This is a genomic window from Photorhabdus khanii NC19 (genome assembly GCF_000517265.1).
Classification (GTDB): Bacteria; Pseudomonadota; Gammaproteobacteria; order Enterobacterales; family Enterobacteriaceae; genus Photorhabdus; species Photorhabdus khanii.
The window spans coordinates 67098-91079 of record NZ_AYSJ01000015.1 but is presented as its reverse complement, the minus strand read 5'-3'; the positions used below and the strand labels follow the sequence as shown (position 1 = coordinate 91079).

Sequence of the window (23982 nt, the reverse complement as noted above, 5' to 3'; positions counted from 1 at the left end):
AAAAAATAACACATTTTATTGCGCATATAGGGAAATGTGGCTTTAATACACAAGCATAGGTAGATGCAGAAAAAGTAGAAAAAAAAGTCAACATCAAAATAGTCATTATTAATCGACGCTGTAGTCTATTTATCATCATATCACCTCGTTAAATGGTATATTTTTATTTCCATATATTTTACTCCTGCAACTGATTATAGAACAAAATTTAACCAGGTAAATTTTTTTATCTTTTCGTTGATGAAGCGTTTAAGTTTTAATGAAGAAATAAAATTATTTAGATAAGTTAAACTTTAAATATTACCCAAACACAAAAATACAGATATTATTTGGGAAATTTATCAAACATAAAAATAACAATCTCTAATTGTACCAACTTCTATATCAGTGTTAATCATATGAAAACGTTACCAAAACAATCAAATAAAACATATAAATTTTTTTACTTTCTACTGTTATCAGACAACAATCTACTTGATATAGATCTGAAATTATTCACAAATCTACCTGGTATCTCAACAGTCAGATACAGACAAATTGAAAAATAGCATTCACCTTTTTATTCTTATCCTCTCGCTGTTAACAGATGAATAAACCATGTACAATGTATGAATATTTTCTGAGTACGCTGCATCTCAAGAAATTACTTATTTTACCTTTTTCAATAAGCAGGTTTTTCAAATGCATCAAACTGATGTTACTGAGCGTTCGCTCTTTTCATTAAGCTGGCCGATTTTTATTGATATTCTCCTCCATCTGGCCACTTTATTAATTAACACCTATATGGTGAGCCATGTTTCTACTTCTTATCTGGCTGCCATGGCAGTAGGTAATCAGGTCTTTGACCTGTTTATCACTATTTTCAGCTTTATCAGTGTCGGTTGCAGTGTTGTTATTGCGCAATACATTGGTGCTGGCAAACAGAATAAGGCCAGTCAGGCAATCCATATTTCTATCGCATTCAACTTCTTACTTGGGCTTAGCTGTGCACTGATTACCCTCTTCTTCGGCTATAAGATATTACATATCATGAACATGCCAGAACACCTGATGGAAGACGGTTTCAGCTATCTGCACATTCTGGGGATCTGTCTGATCCCGGAAGCCATGTCGCTTATCCTGGCGACTTGTTTACGGGTTTACGGAAAATCCAAGCCGGCAATGTATGTCACGCTGATTGCTAACTTGCTGACGATATTAGGTAATATGATTGTCCTGTATGGTTTCTTCGGATTACCTCAATATGGTCTGGAAGGTGTTGCCTGGTCTACCGTCTTTGGCCGGATTGTTGCCGTTATCCTGTTATTCTGTCTGCTCAGTTATGGCCTGCGGATTAAATTTAAGTTGTCAGGTTTCCTGCGCTGGTCGAAGAATATGTTGGGCAAAATCTTACATATTGGATTACCCGCCGCGGGTGAAAACGTGGTGTGGGTCCTGCAATATATGACTGCCATAGCATTTATTGGACTGATGGGTGAAACCTCACTGGCAGCACAAACCCTCTATTTCCAGTTGTCACTGTTTGTGATGTTGTTTGGAATTTCTATCAGTATTGGTAACGAAATTATGGTTGGCCATCTGGTCGGGGCCAAACGATTTGAAGATGCCTATATTCGCGGCTTTAACAGCTTGAAAATTGGTTGTGTCGTAACCATTGGTGTTGTCGCCATCTTCTGGCTGTTCAGAATACCGATTCTGCATTTCCTGACGCAAGATGAAGCCATTATTAAACTCCTATTGCCATTATTCTTGCTGTCCGTTTTTATGGAGCCAATTCGTACCGCTAATATCGTTATGGTGAACGCATTACGAGCATCCGGTGATGCCCGTTTCCCGTTATATACCGCTATGTTCTTTATGTGGTGTGTTGCTATTCCTGTGGGATACTTTCTAGGCATCAAGATGGAAATGGGGATCTTAGGTATTTGGATCGGTTTCTTCTGTGATGAATGGCTGCGTGGATTCGTTAATACCTGGCGTTGGAAATCTAAAAGATGGCAAACCAAGCGATTAGATATTTAATACAGATTATTGGTGATTGAAGTCACCATATAACCCCCACTCCTGGGGTCCCCTTCATCGGGAGCCCCAATGTTGTATCCTTCCCAATTGATGATTTTATAATTCCACTACCCTCTACAATGGAAGACACCTTTGTTTTTAATATCAACGAGGCAAGCAGAAAGTCGAGGATTAGATGGTCTAGGAGTAAAACCTAATACATCTCAAATGCATTGATTTTCGATTATTTCGTTTATTGTATATTTCGATTATTTCGTTTACAATCAAGGCAACACAATTAATTAGGAGATAACGATGACAACCAAGCAACTGACCAATGTTAATCTGCCGGACAAATTCGAAACGGAATTAGCCCAGCAAAGCCAACGCGAATTAGCGGCCTATCTGTCAACGAAACTGGAAACCCAGAAAATCGAGATTATGGGCGAAGACCAGCAATCTCATACAATCGAGCTTCCAACCTCAGCGATGATGTTGCTGATGGAAATTTTAGGTGAGCTAGCTGCTGGCAATGCGGTTCAGATCGTGCCAGTTCATGCAGAACTGACGACGCAAGAGGCGGCAAATATCTTGAATGTGTCACGTCCACATATGGTGAAATTACTGGAAGAAGGATTGCTGCCTTTTCATAAAACAGGCCGGCATCGTCGCGTATTGTTTGCCGATCTAATGGCTTACAAGCGTCAACGTGATCAGAACAGCCTAGAAGCTATGCAAGCGTTAGCAGAGCAAGCTCAAGAACTGGGGATGGGTTACTAATGAGACATTCGCCCTATCCTGTCCTTCTAGACGCCTGTGTTTTGTATCCGGCCAGACTGCGTGATCTGTTAATGCATCTGGGGATAATCGGCCTTTATCAACCTAAATGGAGTGCTCAAATCCACGATGAATGGCAACGAAACCTTTTAAAACAACGGCCTGAAATTACAGCGGAAGCTTTAACCCGAACTATTCAATTGATGAATAGGGCACTGCCCGATGCCAACGTGGCGGGATACGAGCCTTTGATTACGGGTCTGACACTTCCTGACATGGATGACCGCCATGTGCTAGCTGCTGCGATCCGAGCTAAAGCCGAAGTGATTGTAACGGTAAATCTGAAAGACTTCCCGGCAGAGGTATTAGCTGCTTTTGACATTGAAGCCTTGCATCCTGATGCCTTCATTTCTGATCTATTCGATTTAAATCCTGCGTTTGCTCTAGAAGCAGTCAGAAGACAGCGTAAGTCGTTGAAGCATCCCCCAATGGATGCCGACGAGTTTCTGAATATGCTCTTTAAACAAGGGCTGCCTATGACGGCTAAAGTCTTGGAAGGTTATAAGTATACGTTTTAAAATAATTCTCTCGTATCGCATGGTTTTATGAATAATAACTGTCTTAACGATGGTTAATTTAAAAAAATAACGAAATTACAGGTAGGCGATAAAACTACATCTATTAACCGAGCTTATTTACGACTTATATTAAAGAAGCACAGGATACTTCTGTAAAAAAACTTAAACGAAATAACAGCAAAAAATAGTAAAAATACAACCATAATAATGAGCAGGATATTTACCTGCCCATTATCACCTTGTACCCATTACTTCGAAATTAAATGCTCTTCTTTACCATAATGCTCAGAACGGGGACCATAAAGTAAACCGCGACTACCGCCAGCTGTCAGTAAACGATTACTTGTAATGCCGGCAATTTCATGGCCTTTATCCGTAATGGTATTCGCGATTTGTGAAACGACCGCAGACACCAAGATTCCAATAAGACTACTATTCGAGTTATCTTGATTTTCAGTCGATGAGGCAACTGCCCGGCCATTCCACAATTGTTTACCACTACGCAGATCCACCAGTTTCGCGGAAGCCGTTACGCGGGTATCGCTGTTGATAATCTGATATTGCGTGCCGTACTCTTCAATATCCAGATAGAGCGCGGAATCTGCACCAAAAATATCATGCAGTTTTTTATAACTGATATTCTGAATATCCTGCGCCACTGTCACGCCATTTTGCTGAAATGTCTCTTCCACCACCGCAGCCGGAAAAACATAATAGCCAGATTCTGCTAATGGATAAGTCACTTGAGATATCAGGCTGTGACCTGCTTTTACTTCCAAAGATTTATTCACCGCCGGCAATACCAGAATGGATTTTGGCTTGCTCTCTTTAAATGCTGTGTAATCATAAGGAACAGATTTACTGCTACACCCAGTCAGCACAAGCGTAGCTAATAAACTTAACGCCATAAGAATACGGTTCATTGCATAGTTCCTTTATTTTTACTTAATAAAAAGTCCATAAATGGCGCTGATTCAGGAAACAGTTTTTTCTCTGCTTCAAACTGATGGAACGCGTCTGAAACACGACCCGTTTTGCTATACAGCAAACCCATCTGTGCATGCAACCCAGGCGGTACAGATTTATCTTTCGCTTTCGCTTTTTCAATCACTTTCTGCAAAGCCTGTAGCTGTTCTTCAAACCCCATCTTATCCTGCTGATAATACTGATAAACTGTAGGTTCGTATTCATCCCATTCATAAATCGTTTTCGGCTGATTGATACAACCCGCCAAAACCATCGTAGCCAGTAATAAGCCCGCTTTTTTCATTAATACCATGAGAATATATCCCTATATTTCTTAGTTAGAAGGTTTCCATGCACCCGTTTCAATATTTTCGACCAAGCTATTTACCGCTTCACGAATTGCCAGATCCAGCACTTTACCATTCAGCGTGGAATCATAGCTGGCAGTGCCACCGAAGCCGATAATTTCACGGTTGGATAATTTATACTCACCCGCGCCTGCCACAGAGAAAACCACTTCGGACGTTTCCACATTCACCACATTCAGCATGACTTTTGAATAAGCCACCTGTGATTTACCGCGTCCAAGCAGGCCCCATAACTGATGATCGCCGACTTCTTTACGGCCAAATTCAGTCACATCGCCGGTAATGACGTAAGTAGCACCTTTCAGCTTCTGTGATTTACCCTGTAAACCCGCTTCCGCTTTCAGTTCCGCCATGTTGGTACGTTCCAGAACGGTAAAGCGCCCGGTCTGCTGTAAATGGGTGATTAAAATCGTTTTAGATTGATTACCGAGACGATCAACGCCGTCAGAGAAAATCCCGTTTTGATAACTGGAACGGTTTTCAAACTTACCGATAGCAATTGGACTGCGCACACCTTGATATACAGTGTTATAAGAATTCACTTTTTGCACCTGAACGGTATTGGAAGATTCAGTTGCACACCCTGTTAATATTGCCGAAGCCAAACAAATTGAAGATAAAATCAACTTACTCTGCATAAAACATATTCCTACATAAAATTATTAGCCTATCCACCTAAAATGCAAAAATAGGCAGATGACATATTCCATTAAAAATCTATTTATATCAGAAATTATTATGAATAAGCCTGAGCTATGTGACCAGAATTTTATGCTAAAAAAATAAAAAACCATTCGTTATATCACACTTTCATTATTAAATTTTATTTCCCTAGCGAATAAAATCACATTAACTTAAATTATAATTTAAATATTTTATTAATATTTATACTGTTAATGAAATTATTGGTATTTGATATCAAAAAATCTATTTGTTGATGATTAAATATCGTTCAAAAATAACCAATTAATTAAGCTAAACAAGTAAAACAGGAATATTTCTATATATAGCAAACAAAATGGAGAAAAACATGAATATTGTTGATCGTTTTATTTCTTATACCAAAATCAATACCACGTTTACCCCCCACCCGATTCCGATGCGCGGTGGCGATGATGGCACCGTTCTTTCCCAAAAAGGTTTACCTTGCCCGAATCTCTTTACCGGCGCACATAATTTCCATTCAATTTATGAATATTTGCCGGTGAAATCCCTGCATGCAGCCAGCGAAGTTGTGAAAACGATAGTGGAATTAACGGTAGCCCGGTTTGCTCCAGGAGCGGATATATAATGCAAATTCTCTCGATATAGTCAGAATAATTTACTGGACGATAAACATCTGGCAACTCACTTAGTTAAACTGCCCAAGTTTTTTTGGGGCAGTTCACCACAGCCGGGAGCAAGTGCTACCCGGCTATCTCCTGCATGGATTGCTTCACAAATTCCGAAAATGGCTTACGTTCTTTCCTACCGAAGCCGATTCCAGCGCCGATAGATACTGAGTTCTATTTTTAAGCTTAATTACCGTCCAGGGGTAAGCACTGAATCGCCAGCTTTCTTCAGTCGTGAGGTCTGCATCCAGGAGATACCATCCCCTGATAATTTGCTTAAGATAGCCTTTCTTGACGAGAAAAGTGCGTTGCTTATCAGTGATTGATCTGGAGTTGAATACGTTACCCACAGCCGCATTACTCGCCGCTTTCAGTGCTTCTGCTAACCTTTCGTTTCCAGTTTTTGCCATATTCTTTCCCCGCCAGATGCTTAATAATTAGCTGTTATGAGAATGCAAAATTAGTTTTTACGCTATTACATTTCTAGCTGTTGCGCTAAGATGGGGTAGTGACCAGCTACCCGGTCACTACCCCAAGATCCAGTAAACAAAAGGGGTTTGGCGTACGCTGGAACACGAGCTTCTAACTCAAATATATCGCAACCTTGTCACCAATAACTTCATAACATAATAATAAAATACTGTTAATATTATCGCTCATATTGAAACTATTTTATCCATATTTAGCAACATAATACGCTTTATGATATTATGAATAATGATAACCTCAGGTAGTTTATAACTCATCAATGCAGTGGGTTCTCCGCGATACCCAGGAATGTTTTGAATGAAAAACGAGCCGGGCTATGAAAGCAATTTCGCCTGATTCGTCAAGGTGTTATTGCATCAGAAGTAAAGCAATGTCGTCATTCAAAAAAATAAGGAGAAGACCGATGCAGATCAGCAGAAGAGCTTTCTTCAAGATCTGCGCGGGTGGTATGGCGGGAACAACAATTGCCGCGCTGGGATTTGCTCCAGCCGTAGCGCTGGCTGAAACTCGTCAGTACAAACTACTGCGCTCACGTGAAATTCGTAATAACTGCACTTATTGTTCCGTTGGCTGTGGCATTCTGATGTACAGCCTGGGCGATGGTGCGAAAAACGCCAAAGAAAGCATTTTTCATATCGAAGGTGATCCGGATCATCCGGTCAGCCGGGGTTCTCTCTGCCCGAAAGGGGCTGGAGTGCTCGATTATATTCGCAGTAAAAACCGCCTTCATTACCCCGAATACCGCGCTCCAGGTTCTGATAAATGGCAGCGTATCAGTTGGGATCAAGCGATTGAACGTATTGCCCGTCTGATGAAAGATGATCGTGATGCCAACTTTGTTGAGAAGAATGAAAACAATGTCACCGTCAACCGTTGGCTGACTACGGGTATGCTCTGCTCCTCCGCTGCCAGTAACGAAACCGGTATTCTCGATCAGAAATTCACCCGCTCCATGGGCATGATCGCCATTGATTGTCAGGCACGCCTCTGCCACGGTCCAACGGTATCGGCCCTGGGGCCAACATTTGGCCGTGGTGCTATGACCAACAACTGGGTCGATATCAAAAACGCTAACGTTGTTTTGATCATGGGCGGAAACGCCGCTGAAGCGCACCCGGTAGGTTTTAAATGGGTGATTGAAGCAAAAATCAAAAACAATGCTCAAGTGATCGTGGTTGATCCGCGTTTCAATCGCAGTGCCGCCGTAGCTGATTTTTACGCGCCGATCCGTGCCGGCTCAGATACCGCTTTCTTACTGGGTGTGATCCGCTATTTGATACTCAACAACAAAATCCAGTCTGAGTATGTTAAGGCTTACACCAATGCGGGTTTGATTGTTCGTGAAGATTATCAGTTTACAGACGGTTTATTCAGCGGTTTTGATCAAGCCACCAAAAGCTATGACCGATCTTCATGGCATTATGAAACCGATGAACAAGGTTATGCCAAACGGGATGACACCTTGTCTCATCCACGCTGTGTCTGGAACTTGTTGAAAAATCACGTTGAACGTTATACCCCGGAACAAGTTTCCAGCCTGTGTGGGACTTCAAAAGAGGATTTCCTCTATATCTGTTCCCAACTGGCAAGTACCTCAGTCACCAACCGCACCGCAACCATTCTCTATGCACTGGGCTGGACTCACCACACTGGCGGTGCTCAGATTATCCGTGCCGCCGCAATGGTCCAGTTACTGTTAGGTAACGTGGGAATGCCGGGCGGCGGTGTTAACGCATTGCGCGGTCACTCCAATATTCAGGGCTACAGTGACCTTGGTTTATTATCGCTTAATCTGCCCGGTTATCTGCCTCTGCCGAGTGAAAAACAGCAGAACCTGGCAACCTATCTGGCGCAAACCACACCGAAAGCCTTGGTGCCAAATCAGGTTAATTACTGGAAAAACACACCAAACTTCTTTATCAGCTTGCTAAAAGGTTTCTGGGGTGAACACGCCACAGCAGAAAATGACTGGGGTTACGACTGGCTGCCTAAATGGGATAAAAGCTACGATATCCTGACTCAAGCCGAATTAATGACTCAAGGCAAAATGAACGGCTATATCGTTCAGGGCTTTAATCCGCTGGCAGCATTCCCGGATAAAAATAAATCAAGCAGAGCATTAGCTAAACTGAAATATCTGGTGGTGATCGATCCGCTGGTCACAGAATCATCTAACTTCTGGCAACACCACGGTGAGATGAATGATGTGAATCCGGCTGATATTCAAACCGAAGTTTTCCGCCTGCCCTCTTCCTGTTTTGCCGAGGAAAATGGATCGATTGCTAACTCAGGTCGCTGGCTGCAATGGCACTGGGCTGGAGCTCATCCACCGGGAGAAGCCCTGCACGATGGTAAAATTCTTGGCAAGTTGCTGATGCGTCTGCGTGAACTCTACCGTGAAGAAGGCGGCGCTTATGCCGATCCTATTATGAATCTGTCGTGGGATTACCAAAATCCTGAAGATCCGACACCAGAAGAGATTGCCCGTGAAGCTAACGGTAAAGCATTAGCGGATATTAAAGACGAAAACGGCAATATCATGCTGAAAAAAGGTCAGCAACTTTCCAGTTTCTCTCAACTGAAAGATGATGGTTCCACATCCAGTTTCTGCTGGGTCTACACCGGTTGCTGGACCGAACAAGGCAACCAGATGGCCCGCCGTGATAACTCAGATCCATCCGGTTTGGGCTGTACTCCAGGCTGGGCGTGGGCGTGGCCACAAAACCGCCGGGTGCTCTACAACCGCGCATCGGTTGATCCACAAGGCAAACCGTGGGATCCGAACCGTGAGCTGATCAAATGGGATGGCAGCAAATGGCATGGCTTTGATGTTGTTGATTACAGCAACGCCGCACCGGGAACCCATGTCGGGCCGTTTATCATGCAGCCAGAAGGCGTCGCTCGCTTATTCTCCATTGATAAAATGGCTGATGGGCCATTCCCTGAATATTACGAGCCGATTGAATCCCCTATCGGCACCAATCCACTCCATCCGAATGTGATCTCCAATCCGGTTGCCCGCATCTTTCATGCCGATGTGGCTTATATGGGAGACGCGAATGAATTCCCTTATGTCGCAACGACTTATTCCATTACCGAACTGTTCCGTCACTGGACAAAACACGCTCAGCTTAATGCCGTGGTTCAGCCCGAACAATTTATTGAAATCGGTGAAAAACTGGCGGCAGAAAAAGGCATTATTCAGGGGGATGAAGTCAAAGTCTCTTCCAAACGCGGGTTTATCAAAGCCAAAGCCGTTGTCACCAAACGAATTCAGCAACTGACTATTAACGGTAAGCAAGTTGAAACCATTGGTATTCCTTGCCACTGGGGTTTCGCCGGGGCAACCCAGAAAGGTTTTCTGGCAAACACTCTCACACCTTCCGTGGGTGACGCCAACGCGTATACACCAGAATACAAAGCGTTTCTGGTGAATGTGGAAAAAGTCTAACAGGAGCGAATTATGGCAATGCAATCTCAAGACATTATTCGTAAATCTGCCACCCATTCCTTTACCCCAGCACCTGGTGTGCGTGATCATCAGGAACAAGTGGCAAAATTGATCGATGTCACCACCTGTATTGGCTGTAAAGCCTGTCAGGTGGCCTGTTCAGAATGGAACGATATCCGTGACGAAGTGGGTTTTAATGTCGGTGTTTATGATAACCCAGCCGATCTGACCGCTAAATCATGGACCGTGATGCGATTCTCTGAGGTGGAAGAGCACGGCAAACTGGAGTGGCTTATCCGCAAAGATGGCTGTATGCACTGCGCGGATCCGGGCTGTCTGAAAGCCTGTCCGTCAGAAGGTGCGATTATCCAGTATGCGAACGGCATTGTGGACTTCCAGTCAGAACACTGTATCGGCTGTGGTTATTGTATCGCGGGTTGTCCATTCAACGTACCGCGGATCAATAAAGAAGACAACCGGGCATATAAATGTACCCTGTGTGTTGACCGTGTTGGCGTTGGCCAAGAGCCTGCCTGCGTGAAAACCTGTCCGACCGGAGCAATCCATTTCGGCACCAAAGAAGATATGAAAAATCTGGCGTCCGAACGGGTAACTGAACTGCAAGGCCGTGGTTATCAGAACGCCGGGTTATACGATCCCGCAGGTGTTGGTGGTACGCACGTTATGTACGTCTTGCATCATGCGGATAAACCGCAGCTTTATCACGGTTTGCCGGATAATCCGACCATCAGCCCAACCGTGACTTTCTGGAAAGGTATCTGGAAACCACTGGCAGCGGTGGGTTTTGCCGCAACATTCGCCGCCAGCCTCTTCCACTATGTCGGCATTGGTCCAAACCGCACCAGCGAAGAAGACGAAGAACATGCCCGTCAAGATGATGAGGTACCGACAAAATCAGCTAATCGGGAGGAGTTGTAATGAAAAAGAAGGATACGATTCTCCGCCACTCACCGATTGAACGGGTGAATCACTGGTCAGTGGTGCTCTGTTTTCTGTTTACGGGGATCAGTGGGTTGGGTTTCTTCTTCCCATCCTTTAACTGGTTAATGAATATTTTCGGCACACCTCAGTTAGCACGGATATTACATCCGTTTATCGGCTCCATGATGTTTTTCTTGTTTATCTTTATGTTTTTCAGATACTTCAAGCATAACTTTATCGACAAAGAAGACATTGTCTGGCTAAAAAACATCCATAAGGTCCTGAAAAATGAGGAAGCCGGCGATATCGGCCAATATAACCTGGGTCAAAAAGGCATTTACTGGTCTATCAGCGGCTGCCTGATCTTACTGGCTATCAGTGGCGTGATTATCTGGCGTCCCTATTTTGCCGATTTCTTCTCTATCCCGCTGATCCGGCTTGCGCTTCTGGTGCACTCTCTGGCCGGAGTTGGCCTAATCCTGCTGATTATGATACATGCCTACGCCGCATTTTGGGTGAAAGGCTCTATCCGATCGATGGTGGAAGGCTGGGTAACCCGCGGCTGGGCGAAGAAACATCATCCTCGCTGGTATAGAGAAATTCGTCAAAAAGAGCAGCAGGAAGAGAAAAACTCTTAGCCCATTTTCCTGCTGAATTTACCTGAACCATGCCATGTGAATAACTGACAGAGATATTCCAGCATGGTTCTTTATTTGCAACAATACCCGATACCGGCAGTGAAACATTTTGATATTTTATATTTAATTGACATAAATCATTATCTTATTCTGTTATCTCTGTTTAAACTATCTAATGTGAAAGCCACTTACCATTATTTTTTATAATTGTTGGTTTTTTTTGCTCAATTTTCTTCTTTTCACTGTTTATAACAGAATAAAAAGAAACTAAAATCAGTTAATTAAAATACTTCACTATGATCTATCAATTTATGTCATTAAAAAATAATTTCTATTTTTCACTTATACCTGATCGATTATTCTGTAACGCGAAAATGTACACCCGTTATCTTCTTACTGACGACTAATCTGCATAGTGAAATACACTGATATATACGAATCTCAAAAAATAGGGTTGGCATCATCATGCTGCATCTCTTCCCTATAACACTTACATTTTTAACGTAAATAATAAGCGAGAGCCATTTTGGAAACGGCAAAAAATAACCCTATCATGGTCGCAGATTCTCCTGCGGCAAAGCGGGCAAACATGACTGAAAATGAATGGCGGGAAGCTATCAAATTCAACAATCTTGATGTTGGCTGGATCATCATGAGCATCGGCATGGCAATCGGTGCCGGTATTGTCTTCCTGCCGGTTCAGGTTGGTTTGATGGGATTGTGGGTTTTCCTGCTGTCATCGGTGATTGGTTATCCGGCGATGTACCTGTTCCAACGTCTGTTTATCAATACGTTGGCGGAATCCCCCGAATGCAAAGATTACCCTAGCGTTATCAGCGGTTATCTCGGTAAAAACTGGGGCATTCTGCTGGGTGCGCTCTACTTTGTTATGCTGGTAATTTGGATGTTTGTTTACTCAACAGCCATCACCAATGACAGCGCTTCCTACCTGCAAACTTTCGGCGTCACTGAAGGTTTATTATCCGACAATCCTCTCTACGGACTGGTACTGATTTGTATTCTGGTTGCGCTTTCATCCTGTGGTGAGCGATTCCTGTTCAAATTATCCAGCTTTATGGTGCTGTCCAAACTGTTTGTCGTCGCGACGCTTGGCTTATCCATGATAGGTATGTGGCACTTATATAATATCGGCGCGCTGCCACCAGCAGGAACGCTGATAAAACAGGCGATCATTACGCTGCCATTTACCCTGACTTCCATTCTGTTTATTCAAACCTTAAGCCCAATGGTTATCTCTTATCGCCATCACCAGAAAAATCGTGAAGTCGCCCGCTATAAGGCATTAAGAGCGATGAATATCGCCTTTGGCGTCCTGTTCTGTACGGTCTTCTTCTATGCAGTTTCATTCACCTTAGCAATGGGACATGATGAAGCGGTTCAAGCTTATGAACAAAATATCTCTGCTTTGGCGATTGCGGCAAAATTCTTTCCCGGGGGCTGGGTAACGGCTATCAGTGTCTTGCTGAATATCTTTGCTGTGATGACCGCCTTCTTTGGCGTTTATCTTGGCTTCCGTGAAGCAACCCAAGGCATAGTGATGAATATTCTGGCGCGTATCATGCCAGCAGAAAGAATCAATAAAAACTGGGTACAAAAAGGCATCATGATTTTCGCTATCCTGCTGGCTTGGGGAGCGATTATTCTGAATGCACCGGTACTGAGTTTTACATCAATCTGTAGCCCAATATTCGGTATGGTTGGTTGCCTAATCCCGGCTTATTTGGTCTACAAAGTGCCAGCGTTGCACAAATATAAAGGAATATCGCTGATCCTGATTATCTTTACCGGATTCCTATTGTGTATCTCACCATTGTTGGCATTTTCCTGAATTAAAAAAATATTAATTGGGTGAATCGCAGTCTGTTACCAGACTGCGTTTACTCAATTACCCTGTGTTTTAATCCTTTATAATTAATCTTTCCAATAAGATTATTTCACATTATATGTTTTCAAATTAATGAAATTAAAAATATAAACCACCAACAAAGTGATTAATGAAATTACATATTCGTAATTATATTAATATTAATGATAAAATAGACACCTGTCATAATATATATGAATATAAACAGACAAAGCAACCAGCAGAATTAAATTATTTAAATTTATTCACTTACAGTCAATATGATTCATTTATTTAATACAGACTACAATATATAAAACATTTACCTAAAAAAACAGTATTACTTATTGTTAGGTGATCAGCATATTGATTAAGAGTAATCAATCCTCCTATTTAAAATAAAGTCAGTGTTGATTTTCAGCACATTTCAACCGAACTTATATTTCTCCAATGACAAACTAACTCTTATTAAGTAAATTATTAATTAAACATGAGATTCAGCAACTGAATAAAACCATATAATTTATTTAATTCGTTATAACTATGTTGAGAAATTTTTTCTTTTCATTACTATGAGTTGATGAACGATTAGCTTGAATCATTAATTAATCTGTTCATTTTCAAAGAACCAAGAAGAATCTCTGTTAATTAAGTTACAACCTATAATTGAATTAATCACATATTGTTATTAGTTTATAAATTATATATTTGGGATTATTTAGGTGAATCTAATGATAAGTAAGGAAACATTTGAGGTCTTTCCCTCTGTTGATATTGTTGACGGCATAGCGATGACATCGAATTCTGCGATTCGATTAACCCGTGGTGAAAATTCAACATTGCGGAGACCTTTAGGTACCCCGGTAGAGGTCGCACTGGCCTGGCAAAATGCCGGGGCGAAATGGATACATGTTGTTGATCTTGATGCGGCATCAGGGCGAGGTTCAAACAGCCATTTGATTGCTGATGTTATTGCCGCAGTCGATATTCATGTCCAGGTCTGTGGCGGGATCAGAGATGAAGCGATTTTGAGCAAAGTATTAGCAACCGGATGCCAGCGGGTTAATTTGGGAACCGCCGCATTAGAAAAACCAGATTGGTGTGCCCGGGCTATTGCAGAGCATGGCGATAAAATCGCAATCGCCTTAGATGTAAGAAGCACATCAGAAGGTTATCAACTGACAACCCACGGATGGAATGTCAACAATGGCAATCTCTGGGATGTACTTGAACGCCTTGATAGACAAGGTTGTCAGCGCTACGTCGTGACCGATGTTGAGCGGGGCGGCATGATGAGTTCACCAAATTTCACCCTATTACGTGAAGTCTGTGCGCAAACTTCATCACCCGTGATTGCCGGCGGCGGGGTATCAAGCATAGATGATCTGCGTGCTTTAGCGGACATGTACACGCTGGGTGTTGAAGGTGCAATTCTTGGTCAGGCTTTACATATCGGTAAAGTTTCTCTCGAAGACGCCCTTGCCGCAACGCAATCGCCGAGGAGTTGAATATGTCCTGGACATTCTCTTTATCTCCGGCTTTGAATCTTCGCGCTATTGGTTTATTGGGTGAGTTGCGCGGCATACCTGAAGCAGGCTATTTAGCAAAAGAAGTCGTGTCGCTTCCGGGCTTACTCACAGAGACATCGGAATTCGTCGGTTCCCGCGGCGTTGCCTATTACGAACAAAAATCTTGCCAGGACCTATTAGCGACAGCGAAATATTACGCGGAGCACATCACTCAACTCCAGTGTACAGATGAGCTGTGTGCCACCCCATCAAAATATATATTAGCCGATCATATCCTGGCAAAGTTGCTCAGAGTTATTGATAGCTTATTAAGCTCTCCGCAAACTGTTAACGAAGATATTGTGCCGTTCATTGATGGGGTCAAAGAGTGCGCTAAAGTCGTCAGCTCAACACTGACAGGCACAGCATTCACTTTTTCATCCTCCTCGATCCGTGACCTGAAATTGCCGTTTTCTTCGGAACACAAAGTGCCCAGACCGTATATTGAAGGGGATAATCACCTGTTAACGTTAGCCGCGGCACAAATTGATGCATGCCCAAACGCCTCGGTTGTTGGCATTATGTTGGGAGGATCATCGGCAGCAGCAGTCACCGCAGCGGCATGGGGCAGCGATCTCAATTTAGTGAAAATCTCACGCTACGACGATGCATCTAATAAGAGCAATCGTCTGTGGGGACATGACATTCCGTCTGGGCAAACAGTGACGATTATTGATGATAATTGTGGAACAGGAGATACCTTACGTCAGGCGATCGACTTGGTGATAACGGAAACCGGGCAACGTCCGAAAGCACGAGCCATCGAACTACACTGGGAAAAACTATTACGTACCCGTACTTATGGGCATCCTGATCGTATATTTAGCCCCGAAACTTTAGATGTATTGACACCTTGGTGTTTCAGACATCATCGGGTACTAAACAGTTTGGTTACCCAGCTCTTAACTGATGGTAAATATGCTCATACAACCACTGCGGATTGGGTCGCCTATTCATACAGTTTGTTATCTGTCCTTCATGACACCCTGGCAGACTCAACATGGGCAACAAAATTATTGCGTTTTCTATCGAATCTGGAATCACAAACACCACTGAATTGTGAGCAACCAATAGATGCATTTAAGACCTTGGCACATCAATGCCCTGAATGTTCTGCTCGGAAAATTAGTTTGGAAAAGGGAAATAATTGATTATGGCAACAGCACATATTATTTGGGATTGGAATGGAACATTGCTTAATGACGTCAACGCAGCGTTAAATGCAACGAATTTTGCACTTGCTGAAATTGGCATTGGACCACTGACGCTGGAACAATATCGGGAATATTATTGTGTTCCGGTACAAGCGTTCTATAAACAAGTGATTGGGCGTGAACCCTCATCCTCTGAATGGTCAGTGATCGGAAACACATTTAATCTTCACTATCGACCGGGCCTGCAAAAAGCCAGTTTAACTGAAGGCGTAAGCCAGTTACTTGCTTCCCGCTATCAAGCTGGTGCTACTCAATCATTATGCTCACTGATGCAACATGATGAATTGTTGCCTATGATTGACAATCATGGCATTGGCAAATTCTTTACCTGTATAGATGGCAGAAATACGCCATTATTGACAACCGGCAAATCAGTGCAATTGGCTAATCACGTAAAAAACCTCAATATTTCCCCTGAGCAAAGTGTTGTTATTGGTGATGCTACTGATGATGCCATTGCGGCATTAGCGGCAGGTACTCATGCCATTCTATATACCGGGGGAACCCACAGCCGTATAAGTCTTGAAACCGCAGGTGTCCCCATTGTTGATACCTTAAGTGAAGCATTATTAATAGCCGATTCGCTGGTATATAAACAATAAAAAGGGATTTATTAAAAATAACTGCCCAAAATAACCATAATAAAAAGAAATCTGTTTGGTCATTTAAAAATAAATGATTAAAGATAAAGTTTAACTATTATCTATGCTAACTCCATAAATAAAAGGAATAAATTTATGTTAATTTCTGTCGTTGGACTCCAATTCGGAGATGAAGGGAAAGGAAAATTTGTTGACTATTTATCCGTTAATATTAATAACGTCGCCAGATTTAATGGCGGAGCAAATGCCGGCCATAGTGTACAATGTGGAAACATAAGAGGATCATTCTCCCAATTACCCTCATCATTGAATGAAAAAAATTTATATATATGTCAAGGAGCGTTAATTAGCCTACCGATACTCATTAAAGAGATTGATTTCATACAAAAAGAAAACATTAACTCTAACATATTTATCGATCCCCGCTGCCATATTGTTTTACCATTACATGCCGAGCTAAATAAAGCATCAGAGAAATATAAAGGTAAAAATAAAATAGGCTCGGTTGGTATCGGCGTCGGTGCCTGTGTTGAAGATAAATCTAATCGTCATGGTATCCGGCTTATTGATACCTTAGATAAAGAGAAATTAAGAACTAAATTAGAATTTCTTTGGGATATCAGGGAGAAACAGATTAATCATGTTTTTAATGAAGAAGCCACATTAGATTTTGAGGAGATGCTAGAAAAAACGTATCAATATGGCAAGAGAATAGAGCCTTATTTCACATTCACCAATGAAGTTATCGGTGATTTACTGAATGCTGGAGAAGATGTTTTACTTGAAACATCACAAGCCACTTTCTTAGATAATAGTTTCGGTACTTATCCTTATACCGTAGCGTATCAAACATTAGTTCAAACTTGTTTTGCTATGATAGGTATACCGGCGCAGAAAATACATATTGTCGGTGTGATGAAATCCTATATGATCCGCGTAGGTAATGGGCCATTCCCCACAGAATTATCTGACGAAAAAGTTGATTATATTCGGGAGCGTGGAAACGAATATGGTACCGTTTCAAAAAGGCCAAGACGTTGTGGCTGGTTGGATTTATCTCTGATTAAACATGCGGTAAAACTCAATGGGGTAACAGAACTGGCAATCACGAATGTTGATGTTCTTGCTGGCTTACACGAAATAAAAGCGGCTATTGCATATGACATTGACGATGAAATCGTGAGTTGTGATAACGCATTATTACAGTTAGACAGAGCAAAACCTATCTATAAAACCTTTAAATGCTGGGGAGAGCTTAACGGATCATATACACACTTGGCAGAGCTTCCCACCGAATTGATTAACTTCTTGTCTTTTATTCAAGACTATGCTGGAGTTCCTATCAAGTATGTCTCATATGGACCAGATAGAAATCAGACATTAGTCATTCAATAATAATAGTGGAAAAAATAATGATTCATTATGTAACTGGATTTATGTTTTCTAAAGATAAAAAACATGTCGCTTTAATCTCAAAATTACAACCCAGTTGGCAAACAGGGAAACTTAACGGGATTGGCGGTAAAATAGAGGCAGGTGAAAACCCTCAACAGGCAATGGCAAGAGAATTCGCTGAAGAAGCAGGAATTGAAACACGCCCTGAAGAATGGCGACTATTTACTATCTTAACTCGCCCTGACATTTATCGGGTAAATTTTCTCTCTATGTGTGATGATCGGGTTTATTCTGCAAAATCTATTGAAAAAGAGATCGTCAATATCTATGAAACAAATGCATTACCCGATAATGTTATCTATAACTTACGTTGGTTAATTCCAATGGCTGCCGATGAGCATTTACGTTTCGATAAAGAAATTGAAATAACAGAAATGCGGGGTTAGATGCGGTGTTATTGGTATAATGTATATTTTATGTAATTAATACTGTTGCAAATACGGAAGCACCTGTATCTGAAATGGGTGCTTCCGTAGTCAGAGAACACATTTTTTAATGATGGGAATGTCAGATAAACACGCTGAGTATCACTCATCACAAAAAACCTTTAAAACTAAAAGCTTTCTAATTTTATCGTGGAATTTCAATAAAATAGAACAACCAACAAAAAACCAATAATTGCTTCTATGAATTTAAAAAAAATTGATAATACTCTTAATTTTTTCACTCTTGTGACTGCTCCCCGCCGTAAAGAGGGTGTCGTAAAATCTCAATGAATCTTTCAGTTATATCATTAAATAAATCAACATCCGTATCATACTCTTTAACTGCTTCCTCACCATTGGCAAGTAAGAAAAAGTTGAATTCAAGTTTATTTGTGGGCACAATGTACTCACAACATAATGAGGAGGATATCATGCAAACAAGTATTAAGACACGGATCTCCGAAGAGCTGAAAAACAACGCTATGACTGTCCTGAATGATTGTGGCCTCACCGTCAGCAGTGCCATTCGTCTATTCTTAGAACAAGTTGTGCAATCTCAAGGGTTACCCTTTGAAGTTAAACGACGCCCCTCTACTAAGACACTGGCAGCCTTACAAGAAGCCAAAGAACTGGAAATAAAAGCAGAACATCGTTATCACTCTGTAGAAACCATGCTCAAGGGACTGAATGATAAACAACAAACGGAGTAAATTACCCCGACGGATAGAGTATACACGTACTTTTGCAAAGTCTTGGGAACGTTATAATCGGGCTGGTCGTAGAAATATGAACGATATGATTGAGGTTATGAAACTGATTTTTTCAGATAAAGAGTTACCGGAAAAATATCTCGATCATGAGTTAAAAGGAGCAGAATGGGAAGGCGCAAGAGAGTTACACGTTGGTGGTGACTTTATTCTAAAATTTCAATAAATATTTCAGTTATAGCATTAATGATTGTTAAAAAAATAAAATAAATAGATAAGAATAAACTATTCATTTCTTGTGGCGATATCACTGACAAAAAACCATTAAAGTGACCGTTCCGTCGGTCACGAAACTCAGCCATCAACCGGTTTATATCTTCCCCCTATTTAAGCCATAATCAGTTAACATCCAAATTTACCCAATGTCGCTTCCGCAATAGGAATATATTGGTCTGTTAATTTACTGACGCTGTTATTGGTTGCAGGATAACAACAATCAAGGAAAAACCAGTTTATCGGTGTATCCAATATTGAAGCAATCTGCACCAAATGGGATAAATTAATGCGGTTTATCCCTCTCTCATAGCGTGAAAGTTGTTGTTGGCTGATAGCTATTTGCTCCGCCAATTTTACTGCGGTTATGCCTAATTCTTTCCTTCTTTTCTGAATACGCTTCCCTACTAATAGATGATCTTGTCTCATTTTCATCCCAACCTTTAGCTTAAAATAACACCCTATTTTATGGCATTGCCAAAATTATTGCCCCTGATCCAGAAAAAGGACCGGCTTCTACTTTGCCATTTTTCTGTAAAACTGATTTCACCATAACTGGTACGCTTCCTCCAGCCGGTACAAAAACAGAAACACCCTCTTCGCCTCTTCTATTATTTAATAACAACTGGGCTTTTAAACTACCATCACTTCTCAACGGTACGAATCCCCTATCAGGACCCGTCGCTGTCACAACAATCTCTATATCTCTATTACAGGTCACATTAATATTCTCAGTTCTGCTTGCGCCTTCCAATTCTGCTTCATCAATATTACCGTAATTAAGTTCAACTGACCCCTCACTTACTTGACAAAAACCTATCGGAGGGGGTGCAACACCACATAAAGATCCCGGCAATAGTCTCCCTCTAAAACCATTTCGATCAGTTTCATAAAACAACCCCACACATTCCTGATGAAACTGAATAGCCGGGCCAACATGTTTTGCAATTCCGGTAATTGGAAAACTGGTTTGTTTCAATATCTGAGCCTGAACTTGTTTCATCGTCCTGTATCTCTCTACACGGATATTGAATAGTTTATATGGCTGCCCTGAATAACCGTCTACACTATGACGATGGTTAACAGACACCCAACACGCAGAATAACCATAACAAGGATTTGGCGTAAAATCGTTTTCTTCGTCCCAACGTTCAATCACAAAAGTATAATAGGCATTTGTCGGAACACCTTCAGATTTAGTGATATATGAAAATATTGATGCCGCAGCACCTGATGAGAACAGCGATAAAAATACCAGACAAGCAGAGAATAATTTTTTCATTTACTTACCTAATAAAATAAAACCAAAACTGTGCGATTAGTCATAGTTGAGATTAAATGTCACAATAGCATGAAACACGCCCCGTTTTATCGTCTGGTTAACCAACGCCGTTGGTTCAGCCTGCACATACGCTTTCAGGATAATCACGTTTTCACCCTCTTTTAGCGGATAGGCATCCCCGTCTTTATTCAACGGCAACCGTTTGCCTTCAGCCGTTTCGATACCAATGGCAATCCCGGAAGCCTGGCTACCCGCGCCTAATGCTAATAAACCCGGAAGTTGTGTATTTTCCACCCCATTGAATGTCAGTTTAATAGATTTCCCCACACTCATATCACAGCCAGACAGCTTTAGCTGAAAAGGCTCACTATGGGTCCTGCCATGCATATACAAATATTTTTCAGCAATCGTGCCCAAATCGAGCCGGGTATCTTCATCACCCGGTTTAATCGTGCAGGGTTCTTCAACCAATGCGCCGTAAAAACGCATATTATCCGCAGCCTGTACCAGCTGATTGCCATAAACCGCCGTAGTAACAATCATAAAACTAACGCGCAACACGAATAACTTGAAATAGTTCATTGGCTTTCCTTTCACTGGTATTCCGCCAGTAATGTCGCCGTCACTTCAAATGCCCCTTCTGGTAACGTGCTTCCCGGTTTTTTCACCGGCACAGCCTGTATCACCGGCAGTTTCTGTGATGTCACCGGAACACGTTTGTTAAGAGTGAATGCTTTACCATCCAAAGTCAGACGAATACCCAAATTGGTGATATTCGTTTTCAAAGCAGCAGCATCAAATGAAGTCTGTGGGCCAATCACCGTCAATCCTAAACTCCAGCCTGAAACATTAGGCGCACACACCAATTGATAATTCACCGGTTGGGTATAATTCACCCCATCCACCTGATGTATTCCAACGTTATGACCGAAATAGATGTCAATCATATTACCGTCATTAATAATGCAAGGGGGCGGTTCAAGCAGTGTGCCATGAAACCACATATTCTCTGCCGCCTGCCCCGGCATCACGCTGATCAATCCCAGGAAAACCGTCCAGAAAGCACGATAAATCAAATGTTTCATCAGTGTCTCCTGTTCATTGGTATTCAACCATCATCGTGGCAGCTGCGCCAAAACCACCACCTTTCAATACTGCCGTCATATTTTTTACCGGCACCGCATGTAACTCAGGAAAATCCGGGTAGGTAAATTTCATCCAGTCATTGACGAGTAATCTCTGTCCGTTATGAATAACCGCGATACCAAGCCCAGAGTGATTGGTTTGTAACACTGCCCGGTCAAAACTGGCAGTGTTACCCGATATCATCATTTTCATCGCATTGGCCGGCATTTTTTCACATTTCACCGTGTACTTAACCGGCTTCATGTAATTAACCCCATCAATACGAGTAATCATCACTTCACCAAAATCCACATCAATAGTATTACCATTATTAATCACACAAGGTGGAGGCGCGATAACAACGCCATAAATATTGACCGGCGTTTTACCCGAAAGACTACTCACTGGCGTTGCTGCGACGTTTACCCTTTTTGTCGGTAAATCAGCCTGAACACCAGCACTCAGCAAACAACCCAGCAGTAATACAACCCATTTTTTTCGCCTGCGGTATGGCTTTCTTATTCGCAGAGGCTTAGTCATAATTCACCCTAAAATCCACCACTGCCCAGTAATGCCCGACCTCCAATGCTCCCGACGTTCGCACCGGCGTCACGTAATACACCAGACTATCCTGCCCCGCTGTCACAAAATGCGGGCGTCCCCGTTCTCCCAATCGGACATCATTGTTAGCAGTATCTGTGATCTGCAATCCCAACCCGGTGATGCCCGCCACCCGTACCAGATGGGGATAATCCCGATCCGCCGCAGCCACAAAACTGACGGTCACCACCGGCTGCAAGTTACTCCACGTCAGATTGCCTGTCCGGGTATCTCGCACCGCCCCTTTGGTCCGTAAACAGTCGCGGAATTTCAGGGTGAACGGTATCGGCGTGCCTTTATCTCCCGGCTGGCGTAAATCACTGTTCAGCGTCGTGCCCAAACTCACTTCCTGCCACTCAGAAGTCATATCCAGACGGCACGCCGCCTCAGTTAACATACCAAACACATGCAGTTCACCGTGGTGACTATCTATATCCGCAACCCGGTTCTCCACCGCCTGACTCACCGTCACCGGTATCAGTAAGATCGCCAACACCAGTGCGCAACCTGCCCGCTTTATGTTCATCGTCGCTCCTCGCGGCTTCGCCCGTTACGACGAACGTTCAGCCACCTGACACTGGTTTCCTGCACAGCTAAAAGTCAGTTGTGGCCGGCCACCAAAATCATTGACGTAGGTCAGTACCGGCGCACTTCCCAAAGCCCCCGCACTCCCACTCAGCACCGCACTGCTTTTTGGCGCCACCATCAATGGCTTAAAATCCGCCACAGTTTTCCCTTTAAGCTGATTCGACGCATCCACCACGGTGATGTAATACGGAGTCGGGTTGTTCACCTGATATTGATCCCCCTGACGTGTCAGTGTCATCTTCTCCTGCCACGGGTTATCCAGATCAGTGCGACTGGCAAAAATCGCCTTTGGCCGATAGAACAATTTTATCCGAGTTTGCAGCGCAATTTGCAATGTGTTCGGTTTCTTGCTGCGCGGCGGTATTTCACGCAAATTAAAATAGAACAGGCTTTCCCGGTCCTGTGGCAGCTGTGCTATTGCCGGCAGTGACTGTATTTTCACCTGGCTCTTTGCCCCCGGCTCCACTCGCTGCACCGGCGGTGTCACCACTAACGGACCATTGATTTTGTTACCCTGTTCATCTTCTATCCAGCCCTGAGCCAGGTACGGCAACTCTTTGTTCTGGTTGCTGATATCCATACTGGTGGATTTATCCTCACCGTTAAACACTATCCGGGTACGATCCAGTGCAATGGCCGCCATTGACTCACTGACCACTGACAAACTCAGGGCTGCGATCGTTACTGCATTCATTGTTTTCTTCAATTTCATGCTCAATTACTCATTCTCAGAATATG

General features: G+C 42.6%; 26 protein-coding genes and 1 pseudogene. 15 read left to right on the top strand and 12 right to left on the bottom strand.

What is annotated here, in order from left to right; all coding sequences use genetic code 11:
- Nucleotides 1-681 precede the first annotated feature (681 nt).
- The 3 genes from PTE_RS19300 to PTE_RS19290 all read left to right on the top strand — a co-directional run bounded on the left by PTE_RS19300 (nucleotide 682) and on the right by PTE_RS19290 (nucleotide 3356).
- Entirely contained in the window at nucleotides 682-2022 is a 1341-nt protein-coding gene (locus PTE_RS19300) for an MATE family efflux transporter (RefSeq protein ID WP_036849694.1), read from the top strand.
- A gap of 294 nt (nucleotides 2023-2316) precedes the next feature.
- A complete protein-coding gene (locus PTE_RS19295) occupies nucleotides 2317-2781 on the top strand; it encodes a helix-turn-helix domain-containing protein (protein ID WP_036849693.1) in 465 nt (154 codons plus the stop codon).
- Nucleotides 2781-3356, top strand: coding sequence for a PIN domain-containing protein (locus PTE_RS19290; protein ID WP_036849692.1), 576 nt, complete (start codon nucleotides 2781-2783; stop codon nucleotides 3354-3356). The genes PTE_RS19295 and PTE_RS19290 overlap by 1 nt, the downstream gene beginning before the upstream one ends.
- A 248-nt stretch (nucleotides 3357-3604) precedes the next feature.
- Here PTE_RS19290 and PTE_RS19285 read toward each other — a convergent pair whose 3' ends face one another.
- The 3 genes from PTE_RS19285 to PTE_RS19275 are packed head-to-tail and all read right to left on the bottom strand — an operon-like array spanning nucleotide 3605 to nucleotide 5328.
- Nucleotides 3605-4279, bottom strand: coding sequence for a DUF799 domain-containing protein (locus PTE_RS19285; RefSeq protein WP_036849691.1), 675 nt, complete (start codon nucleotides 4277-4279; stop codon nucleotides 3605-3607).
- Nucleotides 4276-4635 (bottom strand): DUF4810 domain-containing protein, encoded by a 360-nt coding sequence (locus tag PTE_RS19280; protein WP_036849690.1) that lies wholly within the window; start codon nucleotides 4633-4635, stop codon nucleotides 4276-4278. The genes PTE_RS19285 and PTE_RS19280 overlap by 4 nt, the downstream gene beginning before the upstream one ends.
- A gap of 21 nt (nucleotides 4636-4656) precedes the next feature.
- A complete protein-coding gene (locus PTE_RS19275) occupies nucleotides 4657-5328 on the bottom strand; it encodes a CsgG/HfaB family protein (RefSeq protein ID WP_036849689.1) in 672 nt (223 codons plus the stop codon).
- Between the two features lie 437 nt (nucleotides 5329-5765).
- On the opposite strand from PTE_RS19275, the pseudogene PTE_RS19270 reads away from it, so the two are divergent.
- Nucleotides 5766-5981: pseudogene (locus PTE_RS19270) on the top strand (peptidase T); the annotation flags it as partial.
- 144 nt (nucleotides 5982-6125) lie between these two features.
- Here PTE_RS19270 and PTE_RS19265 read toward each other — a convergent pair.
- Nucleotides 6126-6431, bottom strand: coding sequence for a hypothetical protein (locus PTE_RS19265; protein ID WP_036849687.1), 306 nt, complete (start codon nucleotides 6429-6431; stop codon nucleotides 6126-6128).
- Between the two features lie 482 nt (nucleotides 6432-6913).
- Here PTE_RS19265 and fdnG point away from each other — a divergent pair, with 482 nt between their 5' ends.
- The 9 genes from fdnG to PTE_RS19220 all read left to right on the top strand — a co-directional run bounded on the left by fdnG (nucleotide 6914) and on the right by PTE_RS19220 (nucleotide 18630).
- Complete coding sequence (gene fdnG, locus PTE_RS19260) at nucleotides 6914-9961, top strand: formate dehydrogenase-N subunit alpha (protein WP_071993007.1); 3048 nt, start codon at nucleotides 6914-6916, stop codon at nucleotides 9959-9961.
- 12 nt (nucleotides 9962-9973) lie between these two features.
- Nucleotides 9974-10900 carry a formate dehydrogenase subunit beta gene (gene fdxH / locus PTE_RS19255; RefSeq protein WP_036849686.1) on the top strand — a complete coding sequence of 309 codons (927 nt, stop codon included), beginning with the start codon at nucleotides 9974-9976 and terminating at the stop codon, nucleotides 10898-10900.
- Complete coding sequence (fdoI, locus tag PTE_RS19250) at nucleotides 10900-11541, top strand: formate dehydrogenase cytochrome b556 subunit (RefSeq protein ID WP_036849685.1); 642 nt, start codon at nucleotides 10900-10902, stop codon at nucleotides 11539-11541. Before fdxH ends, fdoI begins: the two co-directional genes overlap by 1 nt.
- Nucleotides 11542-12067: 526 nt before the next feature.
- Nucleotides 12068-13390, top strand: a complete 1323-nt coding sequence (locus PTE_RS19245) for an SLC5/6 family protein (protein ID WP_036849684.1) — start codon at nucleotides 12068-12070, stop codon at nucleotides 13388-13390.
- A gap of 746 nt (nucleotides 13391-14136) precedes the next feature.
- Entirely contained in the window at nucleotides 14137-14913 is a 777-nt protein-coding gene (locus tag PTE_RS19240) for a HisA/HisF-related TIM barrel protein (protein WP_036849683.1), read from the top strand.
- A gap of 2 nt (nucleotides 14914-14915) precedes the next feature.
- Nucleotides 14916-16124 carry a phosphoribosyltransferase gene (locus PTE_RS19235; protein ID WP_036849682.1) on the top strand — a complete coding sequence of 403 codons (1209 nt, stop codon included), beginning with the start codon at nucleotides 14916-14918 and terminating at the stop codon, nucleotides 16122-16124.
- A gap of 2 nt (nucleotides 16125-16126) precedes the next feature.
- Nucleotides 16127-16789, top strand: coding sequence for an HAD family hydrolase (locus PTE_RS19230; RefSeq protein ID WP_036849681.1), 663 nt, complete (start codon nucleotides 16127-16129; stop codon nucleotides 16787-16789).
- A gap of 135 nt (nucleotides 16790-16924) precedes the next feature.
- The gene (locus PTE_RS19225; RefSeq protein ID WP_036849680.1) at nucleotides 16925-18184 is read left to right on the top strand and encodes an adenylosuccinate synthase; all 1260 of its coding nucleotides are present in this window, start codon (nucleotides 16925-16927) and stop codon (nucleotides 18182-18184) included.
- A 17-nt stretch (nucleotides 18185-18201) separates the two neighbouring features.
- Nucleotides 18202-18630, top strand: coding sequence for an NUDIX domain-containing protein (locus PTE_RS19220; protein WP_036849679.1), 429 nt, complete (start codon nucleotides 18202-18204; stop codon nucleotides 18628-18630).
- 277 nt (nucleotides 18631-18907) lie between these two features.
- Here the strand turns inward: PTE_RS19220 and PTE_RS25850 are convergent, their stop codons facing one another.
- A complete protein-coding gene (locus PTE_RS25850) occupies nucleotides 18908-19069 on the bottom strand; it encodes a hypothetical protein (protein WP_157890164.1) in 162 nt (53 codons plus the stop codon).
- Between the two features lie 31 nt (nucleotides 19070-19100).
- Between PTE_RS25850 and PTE_RS19210 the strand changes: the two genes are divergently transcribed.
- Nucleotides 19101-19379: a type II toxin-antitoxin system RelB/DinJ family antitoxin gene (locus PTE_RS19210; protein WP_036849677.1), complete on the top strand. Its 279-nt coding sequence runs from the start codon at nucleotides 19101-19103 to the stop codon at nucleotides 19377-19379.
- On the top strand, nucleotides 19357-19602 hold the full coding sequence (locus PTE_RS19205; RefSeq protein ID WP_081738274.1) for a type II toxin-antitoxin system YafQ family toxin: 246 nt from the start codon (nucleotides 19357-19359) through the stop codon (nucleotides 19600-19602). The genes PTE_RS19210 and PTE_RS19205 overlap by 23 nt, the downstream gene beginning before the upstream one ends.
- Before the next feature lie 176 nt (nucleotides 19603-19778).
- Here the strand turns inward: PTE_RS19205 and PTE_RS19200 are convergent, their stop codons facing one another.
- From PTE_RS19200 to PTE_RS19170, 7 genes are read right to left on the bottom strand one after another with little or no spacing between them, the layout of a single operon-like run.
- Nucleotides 19779-20084 (bottom strand): helix-turn-helix domain-containing protein, encoded by a 306-nt coding sequence (locus PTE_RS19200; protein ID WP_036849676.1) that lies wholly within the window; start codon nucleotides 20082-20084, stop codon nucleotides 19779-19781.
- A 31-nt stretch (nucleotides 20085-20115) separates the two neighbouring features.
- Complete coding sequence (locus PTE_RS19195; RefSeq protein WP_036849675.1) at nucleotides 20116-20931, bottom strand: MrpH family fimbial adhesin; 816 nt, start codon at nucleotides 20929-20931, stop codon at nucleotides 20116-20118.
- Nucleotides 20932-20967: 36 nt separating this feature from the next.
- On the bottom strand, nucleotides 20968-21513 hold the full coding sequence (locus PTE_RS19190; RefSeq protein ID WP_036849674.1) for a fimbrial protein: 546 nt from the start codon (nucleotides 21511-21513) through the stop codon (nucleotides 20968-20970).
- A gap of 11 nt (nucleotides 21514-21524) precedes the next feature.
- Nucleotides 21525-22016 carry a fimbrial protein gene (locus PTE_RS19185; RefSeq protein ID WP_036849673.1) on the bottom strand — a complete coding sequence of 164 codons (492 nt, stop codon included), beginning with the start codon at nucleotides 22014-22016 and terminating at the stop codon, nucleotides 21525-21527.
- Nucleotides 22017-22029: 13 nt separating this feature from the next.
- Entirely contained in the window at nucleotides 22030-22596 is a 567-nt protein-coding gene (locus tag PTE_RS19180) for a fimbrial protein (protein ID WP_036849672.1), read from the bottom strand.
- Entirely contained in the window at nucleotides 22589-23182 is a 594-nt protein-coding gene (locus tag PTE_RS19175) for a fimbrial protein (RefSeq protein ID WP_036849671.1), read from the bottom strand. The genes PTE_RS19180 and PTE_RS19175 overlap by 8 nt, the downstream gene beginning before the upstream one ends.
- Before the next feature lie 24 nt (nucleotides 23183-23206).
- The gene (locus tag PTE_RS19170) at nucleotides 23207-23938 is read right to left on the bottom strand and encodes a fimbria/pilus periplasmic chaperone (protein WP_198539188.1); all 732 of its coding nucleotides are present in this window, start codon (nucleotides 23936-23938) and stop codon (nucleotides 23207-23209) included.
- Nucleotides 23939-23982: the final 44 nt, after the last annotated feature.

Bases quoted from the DNA above. Each gene is read 5' to 3' on its own strand.
- PTE_RS19295 (WP_036849693.1), top strand. From the start codon at position 2,317: ATGACAACCAAGCAACTGACCAATGTTAATCTGCCGGACAAATTCGAA.
- fdoI (WP_036849685.1), top strand. From the start codon at position 10,900: ATGAAAAAGAAGGATACGATTCTCCGCCACTCACCGATTGAACGGGTG.
- PTE_RS19190 (WP_036849674.1), bottom strand. From the start codon at position 21,513: ATGAACTATTTCAAGTTATTCGTGTTGCGCGTTAGTTTTATGATTGTT.
- PTE_RS19205 (WP_081738274.1), top strand. From the start codon at position 19,357: ATGATAAACAACAAACGGAGTAAATTACCCCGACGGATAGAGTATACA.
- PTE_RS19275 (WP_036849689.1), bottom strand. From the start codon at position 5,328: ATGCAGAGTAAGTTGATTTTATCTTCAATTTGTTTGGCTTCGGCAATA.
- fdxH (WP_036849686.1), top strand. From the start codon at position 9,974: ATGGCAATGCAATCTCAAGACATTATTCGTAAATCTGCCACCCATTCC.
- PTE_RS19235 (WP_036849682.1), top strand. From the start codon at position 14,916: ATGTCCTGGACATTCTCTTTATCTCCGGCTTTGAATCTTCGCGCTATT.
- PTE_RS19300 (WP_036849694.1), top strand. From the start codon at position 682: ATGCATCAAACTGATGTTACTGAGCGTTCGCTCTTTTCATTAAGCTGG.
- PTE_RS19265 (WP_036849687.1), bottom strand. From the start codon at position 6,431: ATGGCAAAAACTGGAAACGAAAGGTTAGCAGAAGCACTGAAAGCGGCG.
- PTE_RS19240 (WP_036849683.1), top strand. From the start codon at position 14,137: ATGATAAGTAAGGAAACATTTGAGGTCTTTCCCTCTGTTGATATTGTT.
- PTE_RS19230 (WP_036849681.1), top strand. From the start codon at position 16,127: ATGGCAACAGCACATATTATTTGGGATTGGAATGGAACATTGCTTAAT.
- fdnG (WP_071993007.1), top strand. From the start codon at position 6,914: ATGCAGATCAGCAGAAGAGCTTTCTTCAAGATCTGCGCGGGTGGTATG.
- PTE_RS19210 (WP_036849677.1), top strand. From the start codon at position 19,101: ATGCAAACAAGTATTAAGACACGGATCTCCGAAGAGCTGAAAAACAAC.
- PTE_RS19180 (WP_036849672.1), bottom strand. From the start codon at position 22,596: ATGACTAAGCCTCTGCGAATAAGAAAGCCATACCGCAGGCGAAAAAAA.
- PTE_RS19185 (WP_036849673.1), bottom strand. From the start codon at position 22,016: ATGAAACATTTGATTTATCGTGCTTTCTGGACGGTTTTCCTGGGATTG.
- PTE_RS19225 (WP_036849680.1), top strand. From the start codon at position 16,925: ATGTTAATTTCTGTCGTTGGACTCCAATTCGGAGATGAAGGGAAAGGA.
- PTE_RS19285 (WP_036849691.1), bottom strand. From the start codon at position 4,279: ATGAACCGTATTCTTATGGCGTTAAGTTTATTAGCTACGCTTGTGCTG.
- PTE_RS19280 (WP_036849690.1), bottom strand. From the start codon at position 4,635: ATGGTATTAATGAAAAAAGCGGGCTTATTACTGGCTACGATGGTTTTG.
- PTE_RS19170 (WP_198539188.1), bottom strand. From the start codon at position 23,938: ATGAATGCAGTAACGATCGCAGCCCTGAGTTTGTCAGTGGTCAGTGAG.
- PTE_RS19220 (WP_036849679.1), top strand. From the start codon at position 18,202: ATGATTCATTATGTAACTGGATTTATGTTTTCTAAAGATAAAAAACAT.
- PTE_RS19175 (WP_036849671.1), bottom strand. From the start codon at position 23,182: ATGAACATAAAGCGGGCAGGTTGCGCACTGGTGTTGGCGATCTTACTG.
- PTE_RS19290 (WP_036849692.1), top strand. From the start codon at position 2,781: ATGAGACATTCGCCCTATCCTGTCCTTCTAGACGCCTGTGTTTTGTAT.
- PTE_RS19195 (WP_036849675.1), bottom strand. From the start codon at position 20,931: ATGAAAAAATTATTCTCTGCTTGTCTGGTATTTTTATCGCTGTTCTCA.
- PTE_RS19200 (WP_036849676.1), bottom strand. From the start codon at position 20,084: ATGAAAATGAGACAAGATCATCTATTAGTAGGGAAGCGTATTCAGAAA.